This is a genomic window from Burkholderia sp. AU32262 (genome assembly GCF_020419985.1).
Lineage (GTDB): Bacteria > Pseudomonadota > Gammaproteobacteria > Burkholderiales > Burkholderiaceae > Burkholderia > Burkholderia semiarida.
On the sequence record NZ_JAIZRS010000001.1, the window covers coordinates 24,991 to 40,286 of the forward strand.

A 15,296-nucleotide genomic window follows, 5' to 3' on the forward strand; every position below is an offset into this window, starting at 1 on the left:
CGAAACATGGCCATCATCACGCACGCCTCCCCGCTTCACCGTCTCGGCGCATTCGCGTGCGCGGCCGCGCTGCTCGCCGGCTGCGCGGGCGCGCGCCACGCACCGCCGCCGGCCGTCGCGATGCCCGCGAACTGGGCCGCGCCGGTCGCGGCCGACGCGCCGGCCGCCACGCGCGACTGGTGGCGCAGCTTCGGCGATCCGCAACTCGACGCGTTGATCGACGACGCGCTGCGCGCCAACAACGACCTCGCGATTGCGGCGATCCGCGTGTATCGCGCGCAGTTGCAGGCCGGGCTCGTCGATACGAACCTGACGCCCAGCGTGACGCTCGGCGCGAACGGCGCCGTGTCGCGCACGCTCGATACGCACCGGATGAGCCGCTCGAGCGGCCTCAACGGTTCGCTCAGCTACGAAATCGACCTGTGGGGCCGGCTCGCCGCGCTGCGCGATGCCGCGCGCTGGGAAGCCGACGCGACGGCCGCCGATCTGGAAGCCGCGCGGCTGTCGCTGATCGGCACGACCGCGGCGCTGTACTGGCAAATCGGCTATCTGAACCGGCAGATCGCGCTCGGCGACGCGAACATCGCGTATGCGCAACGCACGCTCGCGCTCGTCCGGTCGCGGCACGCGGCCGGCGCCGTGTCGGGACTCGATCTCGCGCAGGCCGAACAAAGCCTCGCCGCGCAACGCGCGGCGCAGACGCAACTGATCCAGCAGCGCACCGAGAACCGCCACGCGCTCGCGATCCTGTTCGACCGGCCGCCGCAGCAGCGCGCGGCCGAACCGTCGGCGCTGCCCGACGCGGCGCCGCCCGAGGTCGCGGCCGGCCTGCCCGCGAGCCTGCTCGGCCGGCGCCCCGACCTGCGTGCGGCGGAATTCCGGCTGCGCGAGTCGCTCGCGCAGGTCGATGCGACGCGTACGAGCTTCTACCCGACCTTCACGCTGACCGGCAACGCCGGCACGACGAGCACGAGCCTCGAGCGCGTGCTGACGAATCCGGTCGGCACGCTCGGGCTCGGCCTCGCGCTGCCGTTCATCCAGTGGAACACGATGCAGTTGCAGATCCGGGTGTCGAAGTCGCAGTACGAGGAAGCCGTGGTCGGGTTCCGCCAGCGGCTCTACACGGCGCTCGCGGAAGTCGAGAACGCGCTGTCGGCACGCGTGCAGCTCGAACGCGAAGCCGAACAGCGCGCGCTGTCGCTGGCCCAGGCGCAGCGCGCCGAACGGCTGGCCGCCGCGCGCTTCGCGGCCGGCGCGACCGCCGTGCAGCCGTGGCTCGACCAGCAGCAGGTGCTGAGGAGCGCGCAGAGCGCCGACGAACTGACGCGCCTGAACCGGCTCAACAACCAGATGAAGCTCTACCGCGCGCTCGGCGGCGGGACCTCCTGACCGGCCGTCATCCGTCATCCGTCATACGCCGCGCGCCGCCCGCGTCATTCGCACACGGCCGCCCCGCGCCGCACCGGCGCGAACGCCACCGCGCTCGCGGTCGCGAGCACGGCCACGCCCGCCGCGCCGTACAGCATCACCCAGCCGAAGCCGTGCACGAGCGCCGAATGCAGCGCCGCGCCGCTCGGATCGGCCTGCGCGAGCGCCGGCGCGATCGCCTGCAGCCCGTCGGTGCGGCCCGCTGCGATTTCCTGCGCGAGCCGGCGCAGCGCCGCGTCGCCGATCGCGCCGGCCGGCCCGCCCTGCAGGCTCGCGACGATCCCCGCCACCAGCACGAAGCCCATCGTCGCGATGTTCAGCGCGAGCGAGATCATCCGCGCGCTCATGTCGATGCCCGACGCCATGCCGGCGCGCGCACACGGCACCGCGCCCGTCGTCGTGTTGGTGACGGGCGTGTTGGTCAGCCCGAGCCCGATGCCGGCGATCATGCAGCCCGGCAGCATCGTCAGCCAGCTTGCGTGAACGGCCGCGCTGCCGAGCCGCATCAGCACGAAACCGGCCGCGATCGTGAACAGGCCGCCCGGAATCACGACGCCAGGCCCGTACCGCAGCGCAAGCCGTTCGCCGAACGGCGGCGCGATCAGCGTCGGCAACGTGTACGCGAGCAACGCGAGGCCGGCCGTCACGCTGTCGTAGCCGAGCGCGACCTGGAACCAGATCGGCAGGTAGATCATGAACGGCCAGAAGCTGAAATTCATCCCCATCGAGCCGAAGATCGCGCCGGTGAACGCGCGGATCCGGAACACCGAGAAGTCGAACATCGGCCGCGCGCTGGCGCGCTCCGCGATGAAGAAACCGATCAGCGCGAGCACGGTCGCGCCGAGCACGCCGAGGCCGGCCGCGCTCGCGAGCCCGAGTTCGGCGCTCTGGGTGATGTAGAAGGCAAGGCCGAGCACCGCGAGCGACAGCGTGACGATGCCCGCGACGTCGAGCGTGCCCGCATGCGGATCGCGCGATTCCCGCACCGCGCCGCCGATCAGCACGAGCGCGACGGCCGCGAGCGGCGCATGGACGAGAAACACCCACGGCCAGCTCGCGAGCGCGACGATCGCGCCGCCGACGATCGGCCCGAAACCGAGCCCGATGCCGAACACGATCCCCCAGATCCCGAATGCGCGGCCGCGCTCGCGCCCTTCGCGGAACTGGTGCGACAGCACGGCGATCTGGCAGATCAGCATCGCGCCGCCGCTCGCGCCCTGCAGCAGCCGGCCCGCGACGAGCACCGGCACGTTCGGCGCGAGCCCGCACAGCAGCGACGTCGCGCCGAACAGCACGGTGCCGATCACGTACACGCGTTTGCGGCCGAACCGGTCCGCGAGCGTGCCGGCCGCCATCAGCACCGTCGTACAGGCGATCGTGTACGCGTTCATGATCCACTGCATGCCGTTGAAATCGCCATGCAGCACGTGTTCGAGCGTCGGCAGGATCACCGGCACGCTCGAGATCTCGAGGCCGAACATCAGCGACGTAAGACAGACGGCCGCGAGCGCGACCGCATTCCTGCGGGAGTCGGATAGCGTCATGCGTATTTGCGCGGCGGCCCGGCAACGGGCCGCGCGCCTCCAGGTCAGTAGGATTCGCCGCGCGCGGCCGGCGACGCACGCTGGGCGGGAATCGGTACTATAGTGAGAATTCACCTCCCCATTGACGCACGCATTTCCACGCACTGGGGAATTTACGGACCCAATCGACGCAACGCGATGACCGACAGACTCGACGGCGTAACGACCTTCGTCCAGGTGGTGGAATCAGGCAGCTTCGCGCTGGCCGCGGAGCGGCTCGACATGACGCGCTCGGCGGTCGGCAAGGCGATCGCGCGGCTCGAGAAGCGGCTCGGCGCGCGGCTGCTGCAGCGCACGACGCGCAGCCAGAGCCTGACCGACGACGGCCAGGCGTACTACGACCGCTGCGTGCGCGCGCTCGCGGAACTGGAAGCGGCGGAAGCCGATCTCGACTGCGGCCGCCACGAGGCACGCGGCAAGCTGCGGCTGAGCGTGCCGCTCGCATTCGGGCACCACTGCGTGACGCCGATCGTGCTCGATCTCGCGCGCAGCTATCCGCACCTGCGCATCGACGTGTCGATCACCGACCGATTCGTCGATCTCGTCGAGGAAGGGATCGACCTCGCGGTGCGGATCGGCACGCTCGCGGACAGCACGAGCCTCGCGGTACGGCGGCTCGGCACGCAGTACGGCAGCCTCGGCGCGGCGCCGTCGTATCTCGCGCGCCATGGTGTGCCGAAGACGCTCGACGATCTGAAGCACCACCGCACGATCGCGTATTCGCGTTCGGGCGTGGTGCAGCCGTGGGATTTGCGCGCGCCGGACGGCTCGACGGTGCGCATCGACATGCCGCATCAACTGAGTTTCGACGACGTGCAGGCGATCGCCGCGGCCGGCGCGGCCGGGTTCGGGATCGCGTGGGTGCCGAGCTGGCTGCTGGATCAATACGTGAAGCGCGGGGAGATGGTGGTCGTGCTCGATCGCTGCTTCGTCTGTGAAGGCGACATTCACGCGATCTGGCCGAAGACGCGCTACCTGCCGCGCAAGACGCGCTGCGTGATCGACGCGCTCGCGCAGGCGATTCCGCCGATGATCGAGCGCGCGGACGAACCGCGATGAGATGAATGGAAACCGACGCGTCGCACGGGCGCGCCGGGCCATCTCGCAAGGATCACGCCGCGCCGAGATCGGCGAGCGGATGCGCGAACAGCTTCCACGGCGACGTCAGGAAATGCCGCACGCGTTCGGCGCGCAGCTCGACGAGCGACGCGGGCGCCCAGCGCGGCTTGCGATCCTTGTCGACGAGATGCGCGCGCACGCCTTCGCAGAAATCGCCTTCCTCGATCGCACGCGCGACGATGCCGAGCTCCATCCGGAACGATTCCGCGAGCGTCATCTGCCGGCCGCGCAGCAGCGCCTCGCGCGTCACCGCGAGCATCGTCGGCGAATGGCTCGCGAGCGCGTCGAGCGTCGCCTGCAGCCATTGGCGGTGCTCGCGCGCGAGTTCGTCGCGCGCCAGATCCTGCGTGAGCGTCGCGACGATCCGCTCGACGGTCGAGCGCTTGTCGAAGTGGCGGACGATCCACGGCATCTGGCTGTCGAGCGCCGCATGCGGCACGACGTTGCACGGCGGCTCGAACACCTTGCGCAGCAGCGGCAGCACATCGCCGTCCCACTTGACGCTTTCGATGCGCGTCTCGAACGTGTCGAGCCACGCGGACGGCACGCAGAGGTCCGCGAGCTTCGCGGCGAGCGCGTCGGCGCCCGACAGCATCGCGCCGGTCAGCCCCACGTACAGTTCGAGTTCGGCCGGCATGCGCGACAGGAAATGCGTCGCGCCCACGTCGGGCACGAGGCCGATGCGCGTCTCCGGCATCGCGATCTTGCTGCGCTCGGTCGCGACGCGCAGCGCCGCGCCCTGCGCGAGCCCCATGCCGCCGCCCATCGTGATGCCGTCCATCAGCGCGACGACCGGCTTCGGGAACGTGTGGATCGCGTAGTCGAGCCGGTATTCGTCGACGAAGAACGGCAGCCAGGTTTCGCGCTGCGCGACCATCTTGTACAACGCGCGCACGTCGCCGCCCGCGCAGAAGCCCTTCTCGCCCGCGCCGCGCAGCACGACCGCGACGATCCGGTCGTCGTGGCGGCAGCGCTCGAACAGCGCGGCCAGCTCGCCGATCATCGCGTACGACAGCGCGTTGAGCGCGGCCGGCCGGTTCAGCGTGATCAGCGCCACGCGGTTCACCACGCGAAACAGCACCTCGGGCGCATGCTCCGCGAATGCATCGTGATTCGTCACCGGCGTGCTCATCGTTGCGGCTCTCCATCGGTGCGCCACTGCGGCGCGCGCTTGCCCAGGAACGCCGCCACGCCTTCGCGCGGATCGGCCGTGTCGAACAGATCGACGAAGCGTTCGCGCTCGACCGCGAGCGCCGCGCCGCGCGGCACGCCGCGGCGCGCGAGGCCGATCAGTTCCTTGCTGTAGGCCACGGCATGCGGGCTTTGCCGCGCGACGTTGCGAGCCAGCACGAGTGCCGCCTCGCGCGCGGCGCCGCTTTCGACCACGTCCTCGACGAGGCCGATCCGCAGTGCGGTGGCCGCATCGACGCGCGCGCCGGTCAGGATGATCTTCTTCGCCCAGCCCTCGCCGACGAGCCAGGGCAGCGTCTGTGTGCCGAGCCCGCACGGCAGCAGCCCGACCGACGGCTCGGGCAGCGCCATCTGCGCATGCGTCTCCGCGATCCGCAGGTCGCACGCGAGCGCGCATTCGAGGCCGCCGCCCATTGCATAGCCGTTGATCGCCGCGATCGTCACGACGCGTGCGTCGTGCAGCGCCTCGAACGCCGCGCCGAAGCGCGACGCCATCGCACGCGCGACCGCGCGATCGCCGTCGGCGAACGTGTTGAGGTCGGCGCCCGCGCTGAAGAACTTCGGGCCGTCGCCGGTGATCACCAGCGCGCGCACGCGCGGGTCCGCATTCAGTTCGGCGACGGTTTGCTGCAGTTGCCGCAGTCCGTCGGCGGTAAAGGCGTTCGCGGGCGGACGCTTGAGCGTCGCGCACGCGATCGCGCCGTCGTCGACGTAGTCGAGTTCGATCATCATGCGTCCTTCTTCGTGGCCGGTTGGTACAGGCGGATCACCGCCGAGAAATCGAGCTGGCCGTCGCCGCGGCTGCTCATCGTCTGATACAGCTGCTGCGCGAGCGCGCCGAGATAGACCGGCTGGCGCGCCTGCTTCGCCGCGTCGTTCGCGAGGCCGAGATCCTTCAGCATCAGGTCGGTGCCGAAGCCGCCCGAGTAGCCGCGCGACGACGGCGCAGTCTCGATCACGCCCGGATACGGGTTGTACGTGTCCGAGCTCCAGCAGCGGCCCGTCGACGTGTTGACGATGCCGGCCAGCACCTTCGGGTCGATGCCGAGCGCGACGCCGAGCGACATCGCCTCCGACACCGCCGCCATCGAGATGCCGAGCACGAGGTTGTTGCAGACCTTCGCGACCTGCCCCATGCCCGTCGCGCCGCAGTGGACGATGTTCTTGCCCATCCCGGCGAGCACCGGTTTCACGCGCTCGAAATCCGCGTCGCTGCCGCCGACCATGAAGGTCAACGTGCCTGCCGCCGCGCCGCCGGTGCCGCCCGACACCGGCGCGTCGACGAACGCGCCGCCGTGCTCGCGCACCAGCGCGCCGAACGCCTGCGCGCTCGCCGGGTCGATCGTGCTCGAATCGATCACCGTCGCGCCGGCGCCGAGGCCGGCCAGCACGCCGTTCTCGCCGGTGAGCACCGAGCGCACGTGCGGCGCGGCCGGCAGCATCGTGATCACGAACGTCGCGCCCGACGCCGCATCGCGCGGCGACGCGGCCACCTGCGCGCCGGCGTCCTGCAGTGCGCGCAATGCGTCGGCGCTCAGGTCGAACGCGTGCACTTCGTGGCCGGCTTTCAGCAGGTTCAGCGCCATCGGCGCGCCCATGTGACCGAGGCCGATAAATCCGATTTTCATGGTGGTGTCCTCCGCCGCTCAATGCAGCCGGATCGTCGTGTTCACCGGGCCGGCCGTCGTATCGTCGTCGAACCAGCGCGCGGTGACCGTCTTGGTCTGCGTATAGAACTGCACGACCTGCTTGCCGTACGGGCCGAGATCGCCGAGCTTCGAGCCGCGCGAACCGGTGAAGCTGAAGAACGGCACCGGTACCGGGATCGGGATGTTGATGCCGACCTGGCCGACGTCGATCTCGCTCTGGAACCGGCGCGCGGCCGCACCGCTCTGCGTGAAGATGCCCACGCCGTTGCCCATCGGGTTCGCGTTGACGAGCGCGATCGCCTCGTCGAGCGTGTCGACTTCCATCACGACCAGCACCGGCCCGAAGATTTCATGCGTGTAGATCGTCATGTCGGTCGTCACGCCGGAGAAGATCGTCGGCCCGATGAAGTTGCCTTCCTCGAAACCGGGCACCTTCACGTCGCGGCCGTCGAGCTCGAGCTTCGCGCCTTCCTTGATGCCCATGTCGATCAGCGACAGGATGCGCGCCTTCGCGCCGCGCGACACGACCGGCCCGACGTCGGTGCCCGCTTCCGAGCCCGCATTGACCTTCAGCGTCTTCGCCTTCGCGACGATGTCCGGCAGCCATTCGCGCGCCTTGCCCACCAGCACCGCGACGGACGTCGCCATGCAGCGCTGGCCGGCCGCGCCGAAACCCGCGCCGACGAGCGCGTTGATCGCCTGTTCGCGGTTCGCGTCGGGCAGCACGACCGCGTGGTTCTTCGCGCCCATCATCGACTGCACGCGCTTGCCCTGCGCGCTGCCGAGGTTGTACACGTGCGTGCCGACCGTGGTCGAACCGACGAACGAGATCGCCTTCACGAGCGGATGCGTGCAGATCGCGTCGACGACGTCCTTGCCGCCGTGCACGACGTTCAGCACGCCTTTCGGTATGCCGGCTTCGAGCGCGAGCTCGACGAGCTCCATCGTCGACATCGGGTCCTGCTCCGACGGCTTCAGCACGAACGTGTTGCCGCACACGATCGCCATCGGGAACATCCACAGCGGAATCATCGCGGGGAAATTGAACGGCGTGATGCCCGCGCACACGCCGAGCGGCTGGCGCAGCGTGTAGGTGTCGACGCCGCCCGCGACGTTCTCCGCGAATTCGCCGAGCTGCAGCGTGCCGATCGAGCACGCGTGCTCGACCACTTCGAGGCCGCGGAAGATGTCGCCTTCTGCATCGGGAATCGTCTTGCCCTGCTCGGCCGTCAGCGTCTTCGCGATGCGCTGCTGGTTCGCGCGCACCAGATCCTGGAACTTCAGCATGATGCGCATGCGCGCGGAAATCGGCGTGCTCTTCCACGTCGCAAACGCGGCGTGCGCGGCCTGCACGGCCGCGTCGACTTCCGCGACGGTCGCGAACGGCACGCGCGCGAGCACCTGTTGCGTCGCCGGGTTGACGATGTCGCGCCACTCGCTCGTGGCGGACTCGACGAAGGCGCCGTCGATCAGCAGCTTGACCGTCGGCACGTCTTGCCCCGTACGGGGCGTCGGATTCGCGTTCATCAGTGCAATCTCCTTGCAGTGGGCCGCGACGTAACGGCATGCCGCCGCGCGACCGTTTCAATTCGGCTGCGGGCGACCGCCGCGGCATGCGGCGCGCACGGCCCGCGGCCGGTCATTTCAGTTCGGCGGCGAAATCTTCTTCCCAGTACTCGCCGGGCATGCGCGCGCTCGCGTCGTCGCCGCGTTCGATTTCGCGGCGGCGCAGCTCGACGCGGCGGATCTTCCCCGAGATCGTCTTCGGCAGCTCCGCGAACTGCAGGCGGCGAATGCGCTTGTACGGCGCGAGCTTCTCGCGCGAGAAGCGAAAGATCTCCAGCGCGAGCGCGGGGCTTTCTTCATAGCCCTCGCGCAGCGTGACGAACGTCTTCGGCACCGACAGCCGCACCGGGTCCGGGCTCGGCACGACGGCCGCTTCCGCGATCGCCGGGTGCTCGATCAGCACGCTCTCCAGCTCGAACGGGCTCAGCCGGTAGTCGGACGACTTGAACACGTCGTCCGCGCGGCCGATGTACACGTAGTAGCCGTCGTCGCGACGCATCGCGATGTCCGACGTGCGGTAGTGGCCGTCGCGCATCGCATGGGCCGTCGCGTCGGGATTGTTCGCGTAGCCCTTCATCAGCCCGACCGGGCGCGCGACGCCATCGCCGATCGGCAGCGCGACCTCGCCTTCGGTCACCGGCGCGCCGTCCGGGTCGAGCAACGCGATCCGGTAGCCGGGCAGCGGCCGGCCCATCGAGCCCGCGACGACCGGCTGGCCCGGCGAGTTGCCGATCAGGCAGGTCGTCTCGGTCTGGCCGTAGCCGTCGCGAATCGTGATGCCCCACGCGTTCTTCACGCGCTCGATGATCTCGGGATTCAGCGGCTCTCCCGCGCCGACGATCTCGCGCAGCTTCACGTCGAACGACGCGAGCGGCTGCTGCACGAGCATGCGCCACACGGTCGGCGGCGCGCACAGCGTGGTCACGCGGTATTTGACGAGCGCATCGAGCACGGCCTTCGGCTCGAAGCGCGCGTAGTTGAATACGAACACGCACGCCTGCGCATTCCACGGCGCGAAAAAGCAGCTCCACGCGTGCTTCGCCCAGCCCGGCGAGCTGATGTTCCAGTGGATGTCGCCGGGCTGCAGGCCGACCCAGTACATCGTCGACAGGTGCCCGACCGGATAGGTGCGGTGCGTATGCTCGACGAGCTTCGGCTTCGACGTCGTACCCGACGTGAAGTACAGCAGCATCGGATCGTTCGCGTGCGTGACGGCGTCCGGCTCGAACGCGGCGCTCGCCGCATAGCCGTCGTTCATCGCGAGCCAGCCTTCGCGCGGCGCGCCGGCGACGATCTTCTGCTCGAGGCCGAGGCCGGCCTGCTCGAACTTCGCGGTTTCGTTCTCGTCGACGATCGCGTAGGTCGCGCCGCCGATCTGCACGCGGTCGCGCACGTCGTCGGGCGACAGTTGCGTGGTGGCGGGCAGCACGATCGCGCCGAGCTTCATCGCCGCGAGCATCGCGTCCCACAGCTCGACACGGTTCGGCAGCATCAGCAGAATGCGGTCGCCGCGCGCGACGCCGATCGAGCGCAGCCAGTTCGCGATCCGCGACGAACGCTCGGACATCTGCGCGAACGAATACGGGTCGCCCGTGCCGGTTGCCGCATCGACGATCCACAGCGCGGGCTGGTCGTTGCCGCGCGCCATCGGATCGAAATAGTCGAGCGCCCAGTTGAACGCGTCGAGCACCGGCCATGCGAAATCGCGATACGCGGTGTCGTAGTCGGTGCGATGGCGCAGCAGAAAGTCGCGTGCGTCGAGGAATGCCTGTACCGTCATGTGTCGTCTCCGTCCAGTCTCCATGCCCAGCGGTCAACCGGCGCAGGTGCTGCAGCACCTGCCCGGTTCCGTGTCGCCCGGCGCACGGTCACGTCGCTGCGTGCCGCGTTTGCCGCGCTGCCCTCGTGCCTGCGTTGTATGCCTGCTCGTTCGACCGTTTGTTCGACTGCGTGATGCCGGATGGGCGCGCGCCGCGACTCACAGCTGCCGCGCGATCACCATCCGCTGCACTTCGCTGGTGCCTTCGTAAATCTGCGTGATGCGCGCGTCGCGATAGTGGCGCTCGACTTCGTAATCGGCGAGATAACCGTAGCCGCCGTGGATCTGGATCGCATCCGAGCACACGCGCTCGGCCATCTCGGACGCGAACAGCTTCGCCTGCGACGCTTCGGACAGGCACGGCAGCCCGGCCGTGCGCAGCTTCGCCGCGTGATGCACGAGCAGGCGCGCGGCGTTGATCTGCACGGCCATGTCGGCGAGCTTCTGCTGGATCGCCTGGTGCTCGGCGATCGGCTTGCCGAACTGCACGCGCTCGCCCGCATAGCGGCGCGCCTTGTCGAACGCGGCGCGCGCGATGCCGAGCGCCTGCGCGGCGATGCCGATGCGGCCGCCTTCGAGGTTCGACAACGCGATCTTCAGCCCTTCGCCGCGATTGCCGAGCAGGTTCTCTTCGGGAATCGCGCAGTTCTCGAACGTGATCGGGCACGTATCCGACGCGCGGATGCCCATCTTCTTCTCGGGCTTGCCGACGATGAAGCCCGGTGTGTCGGTCGGCACCAGGAACGCGGAAATGCCGCGCTTGCCCGCTTCCGGATCGGTCATGGCAAAAACGATCGCCACGCCCGCGCGCTGGCCGTTGGTGACGAACTGCTTCGCGCCGTTCAGCACCCATTTGCCGTCGCGCAATTCGGCCCGCGTGCGCAGGTTGTTCGCCTCGGAACCGGCCTGCGGCTCGGTCAGGCAGAATGCGCCGATCACGCGGCCGGCCGCCATGTCGGCCAGCCAGCGATCCTTCTGCGCGGGCGTGCCGAAACCGAGGATCGGCCCGCAGCCGACCGAGTTGTGCACGCTCATCATCGTCGCGCACGCGGCGTCGCCGGCCGCGACTTCCTCCATCGCCAGCGCATAGGCGACGTAATCCGTATACGAGCCGCCCAGTTCCTGCGGCACGATCATCCCGAGCAGCCCGAGCTCGCCGAGCTGCGCGACGATCGCGTCGGGCAGGTGCGCGTCGTGGTCCCACTGCGCCGCGTTCGGCGCCAGCCTCTCGGTGGCGAACGCGCGCGCGGCGTCGCGGATCATCCGCTGGTCTTCGGTGTAAAGCTCGTCCATGGTGCTGCTGTCTCCCGCGGCCGCCGGGCGCGACCGTCCTTGCGTTTCGATGCAACAAGTGTAGGCAAGCACGCGCGACTGTTCGATGCTCGCGCCGCTCATTTACACTGAGCGTTTTTGCCATATCGGCGACACCGATGAAGCAGGAAGACAAGGGAACCGTCGCGATCAGCCTCGTCGCGTACAGCGTCGCGCTGGCCGCGCGGCGCGGCGTCGCGGCCGAGCCGCTGCTCGCGCAAGCGGGCATCGCCCCGGCGCTGCTCGGTCAGCCGCGCGCACGCGTGTCCGCGCAGCAATACGGCGCGCTGTGGAACGCAATCGCCCGCACGCTCGACGACGAGTTCTTCGGGCAGGACAGCCACCCGATGCGCAGCGGCAGCTTCATCGCGATGAGCCAGGCGGCGCTATCCGCGCGCGACGGGCTGCACGCGATGGCGCGCGCGGTGAACTTCATGCACTGCGTGCTCGACGACCTGCACGCGGAGCTCGACGCGAACCCGCAGCGCGTGCGGCTGCGCTTCGTGCACCGCAACAACGGCGCGACACCCGCGATGTTCACGTACGCGACCTATTTCATCATCGTGTACGGGCTCACCTGCTGGCTGATCGGCCGGCGCATCCCGCTGCTGCATGCGAGCTTCCGCTGCGACACGCCGCCCGCCGACCACGAATACCCGTCGATGTTCTGCGACGACATGCGCTTCAACGAGCCCGATTCGTATGTCGATTTCGATCCCGAATTCGCGACGCTGCCGGTCGTGCAGAACACGAAGACGCTGAAAACGTTTCTGCGCAACGCGCCGGCCAGCTTCATCGTCAAGTACCGCAACCCGAACGCGCTCGCGCAGCGCGTGCGCGCGGTGCTGCGCGGAATGCCGCCCGCCGCGTGGCCGGGCGCGGGCGGGATGGCCGCGCGGCTGCACGTGGCCGAGGCCACGCTGCGCCGCAAACTGCACCAGGAAGGCCACGCGTACCAGTCGATCAAGGACACGCTGCGGCGCGATCTCGCGTTCGAGGCGCTGGCCGACCCCGCCCGCACGATCGCGGACGTCGCGGCCGCGACCGGGTTCGCGGAGCCGAGCGCGTTCTACCGCGCGTTCCGCAAATGGAGCGGGCGCAGCCCGGCCGACTATCGCGACGAAGTGCTCGCGCGCGGCGGCGGCGCAAGCTGACGCCGGCCGGTGCGGCCACAACTTCGCGCTTTCGGCCGAAACCGCCTAATCTTCAAGCATCGGGCCCACGCCCTTTTCGCGAGCCGGACGGCACGCGGCCGTGCGCCGCCCGGACGTCCCGATGCGCTTTCACCGTCATGGGCCGCCGCCGGCGCCTGCCGCGGCCGACGGCCGCCCCCGTCACCCGCTGTCCGCGCGGGTCGCGCGCGCCGCGCTGTTCGCGGCGCTGCTCGTCGTGTGCGCCGCGGTCGCCGCGCCGCCATCGGCCGACGCGCCCGCCGCGCATCCGGTCGTCGTGATTCCCGTCAACGGCGCGATCGGCCCGGCCAGCGCCGATTTCATCGTGCGTTCGCTCGCGCGCGCCGCTCGCGAGCACGCGCCGCTCGCGATCCTCCAGCTCGACACGCCCGGCGGCCTCGATACGTCGATGCGGCAGATCATCAAGGCCATCCTCGGCTCGCCGGTGCCGGTCGCCGCATTCGTCGCGCCGGGCGGCGCGCGCGCGGCGAGCGCGGGCACCTACATCGTCTATGCGAGCCACTTCGCGGCGATGGCGCCCGGCACCAATCTCGGCGCGGCGTCGCCCGTGCAGTTGGGCATCGGCGGCGCCGCGCCGCCGGGCGCGCCCCCCGCTGCGCCTCATCCCACCGGTGCGTCAGGTGCATCGGGTGCGTCCGCCACGCCGGCCGCGCTGCCGACCGATACGCAATCGACCGAGATCCGCAAGGCGATGCAGGACGCTTCCGCGTACATCCGCGGCCTCGCGCAGTTGCGCGGACGCAATGCCGAATGGGCCGAGCGCGCGGTGCGCGAGGCCGTGAGCCTGTCGGCGAACGAGGCGCGCGCGCAGCACGTCGTCGACCTGATCGCGCAGGACGCGGCCGATCTCGCGCGCCAGCTCGACGGCCGCGCGGTGACGACCACCGCCGGCACGCTGCGTCTGGCGACCGCGCACGCGCCGCTCGTCGCGCTCGCGCCCGACTGGCGCAGCCACTTCCTCGCGATCATCGCCGATCCGAACGTCGCGCTGATCCTGCTGACGATCGGCATCTACGGCCTCTTCTTCGAATTCGCGAACCCCGGTTTCGTGCTGCCGGGCGTCGCCGGCACGATCTGCCTGCTGGTCGGGCTGTTCGCGATGCAGTTGCTGCCGGTCAGCTATGCGGGCCTCGGCCTCGTGCTGCTCGGGCTCGGCTGCCTCGTCGCGGAGGCGTTCCTGCCGACCTTCGGCGTGCTCGGGTTCGGCGGAATCGTCGCGTTCACGATCGGCGCGCTGATGCTGATCGACACCGACGTGCCCGGCTACGGGATTCCATGGCCCGTGATCGCGAGCCTCGCGCTCGGCGGCGGGCTGCTCGTCGCGGGCGTGTCGGGCGTCGCGCTGCGCGCGCGGCGCCGCCCGGTCGTGACGGGTGCCGAGGCGCTGCTCGGCAGCATCGGCGAAGTGCTCGACGACGGCCTGCAGCCGGACCAGCCGCCGGGCGCGGCCGGCGCCGCGCCGTCGGCCGCCGGCTGGGCGCGCGTGCATGGCGAGCGCTGGCGCGTGGCGAGCAGCATGCCGCTGGCCGCCGGCTGCCGCGTGCGCGTGACCGGCCGCCACGGGCTGACGCTGACGGTCGCGCCGCTCTACGACGTGCCCGCGCCGGTCCATCCCCAGGGAGAACCTTCATGATCGGTTACACGTTCGGCTTCAGCAGCGTCCTCATCGTCTTCGTCGTGGTGCTCGTCGCATCGTCGATCCGCATCTTTCGCGAGTACGAACGCGGGGTCGTGTTCATGCTCGGCCGGTTCTGGAAAGTGAAAGGGCCGGGGCTCGTGCTGATCATCCCGATCGTCCAGCAGGTCGTGCGGATCGACCTGCGCACCGTCGTGTTCGACGTGCCCGCGCAGGACGTGATCACGCGCGACAACGTGTCGGTGAAGGTCAATGCGGTCGTGTATTTCCGCGTCGTCGATCCTGAGAAGGCCGTGATCCAGGTCGCGCGCTTCTTCGAGGCGACGAGCCAGCTCGCGCAGACGACGCTGCGCGCGGTGCTCGGCAAGCACGAACTCGACGCGCTGCTCGCCGAGCGCGAGCAACTGAACGCGGACATCCAGAAGACGCTCGATGCGCAGACGGATGCGTGGGGGATCAAGGTGTCGACGGTCGAGATCAAGCACGTCGACCTGAACGAGACGATGATCCGCGCGATCGCGCGGCAGGCCGAAGCCGAGCGCGAGCGGCGCGCGAAGGTGATTCACGCGGAAGGCGAATTGCAGGCGTCGGAAAAGCTGCTGCAGGCCGCGCAGCGGCTTGCGCTGCAGCCGCAGGCGATGCAGTTGCGCTACCTGCAGACGCTGACGACGATCGCCGCGGACAAGAACTCCACGATCGTGTTTCCGTTGCCGGTCGATCTGCTGGGGGCGTTGCTGGATCGGTTGGGCCCCGCGCGCGAGCGTTGAGACGCGCGCGTGCCGGGCCACATGACGCCGCGGC

General features: G+C 69.9%; 12 protein-coding genes. 5 read left to right on the forward strand and 7 right to left on the reverse strand.

The window, feature by feature from the left end; translation table 11 throughout:
* Window positions 1–6 precede the first annotated feature (6 nt).
* The gene (locus LGN10_RS00080; protein ID WP_226221075.1) at window positions 7–1,389 is read left to right on the forward strand and encodes an efflux transporter outer membrane subunit; all 1,383 of its coding nucleotides are present in this window, start codon (window positions 7–9) and stop codon (window positions 1,387–1,389) included.
* A 44-nt stretch (window positions 1,390–1,433) separates the two neighbouring features.
* Here the strand turns inward: LGN10_RS00080 and LGN10_RS00085 are convergent, their stop codons facing one another.
* Window positions 1,434–2,972, reverse strand: a complete 1,539-nt coding sequence (locus LGN10_RS00085) for an MFS transporter (protein ID WP_226221076.1) — start codon at window positions 2,970–2,972, stop codon at window positions 1,434–1,436.
* 177 nt (window positions 2,973–3,149) lie between these two features.
* On the opposite strand from LGN10_RS00085, the gene LGN10_RS00090 reads away from it, so the two are divergent.
* Window positions 3,150–4,070 carry a LysR family transcriptional regulator gene (locus LGN10_RS00090; RefSeq protein ID WP_060310584.1) on the forward strand — a complete coding sequence of 307 codons (921 nt, stop codon included), beginning with the start codon at window positions 3,150–3,152 and terminating at the stop codon, window positions 4,068–4,070.
* A 52-nt stretch (window positions 4,071–4,122) separates the two neighbouring features.
* Here LGN10_RS00090 and LGN10_RS00095 read toward each other — a convergent pair whose 3' ends face one another.
* The 6 genes from LGN10_RS00095 to LGN10_RS00120 form a co-directional block, all read right to left on the reverse strand.
* Window positions 4,123–5,262, reverse strand: coding sequence for an enoyl-CoA hydratase/isomerase family protein (locus LGN10_RS00095; protein WP_226221077.1), 1,140 nt, complete (start codon window positions 5,260–5,262; stop codon window positions 4,123–4,125).
* Window positions 5,259–6,050 carry an enoyl-CoA hydratase gene (locus LGN10_RS00100; RefSeq protein ID WP_059584526.1) on the reverse strand — a complete coding sequence of 264 codons (792 nt, stop codon included), beginning with the start codon at window positions 6,048–6,050 and terminating at the stop codon, window positions 5,259–5,261. The genes LGN10_RS00095 and LGN10_RS00100 overlap by 4 nt, the downstream gene beginning before the upstream one ends.
* The gene (gene mmsB / locus LGN10_RS00105) at window positions 6,050–6,949 is read right to left on the reverse strand and encodes a 3-hydroxyisobutyrate dehydrogenase (protein WP_059640845.1); all 900 of its coding nucleotides are present in this window, start codon (window positions 6,947–6,949) and stop codon (window positions 6,050–6,052) included. The genes LGN10_RS00100 and mmsB overlap by 1 nt, the downstream gene beginning before the upstream one ends.
* A gap of 18 nt (window positions 6,950–6,967) precedes the next feature.
* A complete protein-coding gene (locus LGN10_RS00110; protein WP_226221078.1) occupies window positions 6,968–8,497 on the reverse strand; it encodes a CoA-acylating methylmalonate-semialdehyde dehydrogenase in 1,530 nt (509 codons plus the stop codon).
* Between the two features lie 112 nt (window positions 8,498–8,609).
* Entirely contained in the window at window positions 8,610–10,316 is a 1,707-nt protein-coding gene (locus LGN10_RS00115; protein WP_059640841.1) for an AMP-binding protein, read from the reverse strand.
* A 198-nt stretch (window positions 10,317–10,514) separates the two neighbouring features.
* Entirely contained in the window at window positions 10,515–11,648 is a 1,134-nt protein-coding gene (locus tag LGN10_RS00120; RefSeq protein WP_059584519.1) for an acyl-CoA dehydrogenase family protein, read from the reverse strand.
* A gap of 137 nt (window positions 11,649–11,785) precedes the next feature.
* On the opposite strand from LGN10_RS00120, the gene LGN10_RS00125 reads away from it, so the two are divergent.
* The 3 genes from LGN10_RS00125 to LGN10_RS00135 all read left to right on the forward strand — a co-directional run bounded on the left by LGN10_RS00125 (window position 11,786) and on the right by LGN10_RS00135 (window position 15,262).
* Complete coding sequence (locus LGN10_RS00125) at window positions 11,786–12,820, forward strand: AraC family transcriptional regulator (protein ID WP_226221079.1); 1,035 nt, start codon at window positions 11,786–11,788, stop codon at window positions 12,818–12,820.
* Window positions 12,821–12,941: 121 nt separating this feature from the next.
* A complete protein-coding gene (locus tag LGN10_RS00130) occupies window positions 12,942–14,492 on the forward strand; it encodes an NfeD family protein (protein ID WP_226221086.1) in 1,551 nt (516 codons plus the stop codon).
* Window positions 14,489–15,262, forward strand: a complete 774-nt coding sequence (locus LGN10_RS00135; RefSeq protein ID WP_059584516.1) for a slipin family protein — start codon at window positions 14,489–14,491, stop codon at window positions 15,260–15,262. The genes LGN10_RS00130 and LGN10_RS00135 overlap by 4 nt, the downstream gene beginning before the upstream one ends.
* Window positions 15,263–15,296 lie beyond the last annotated feature (34 nt).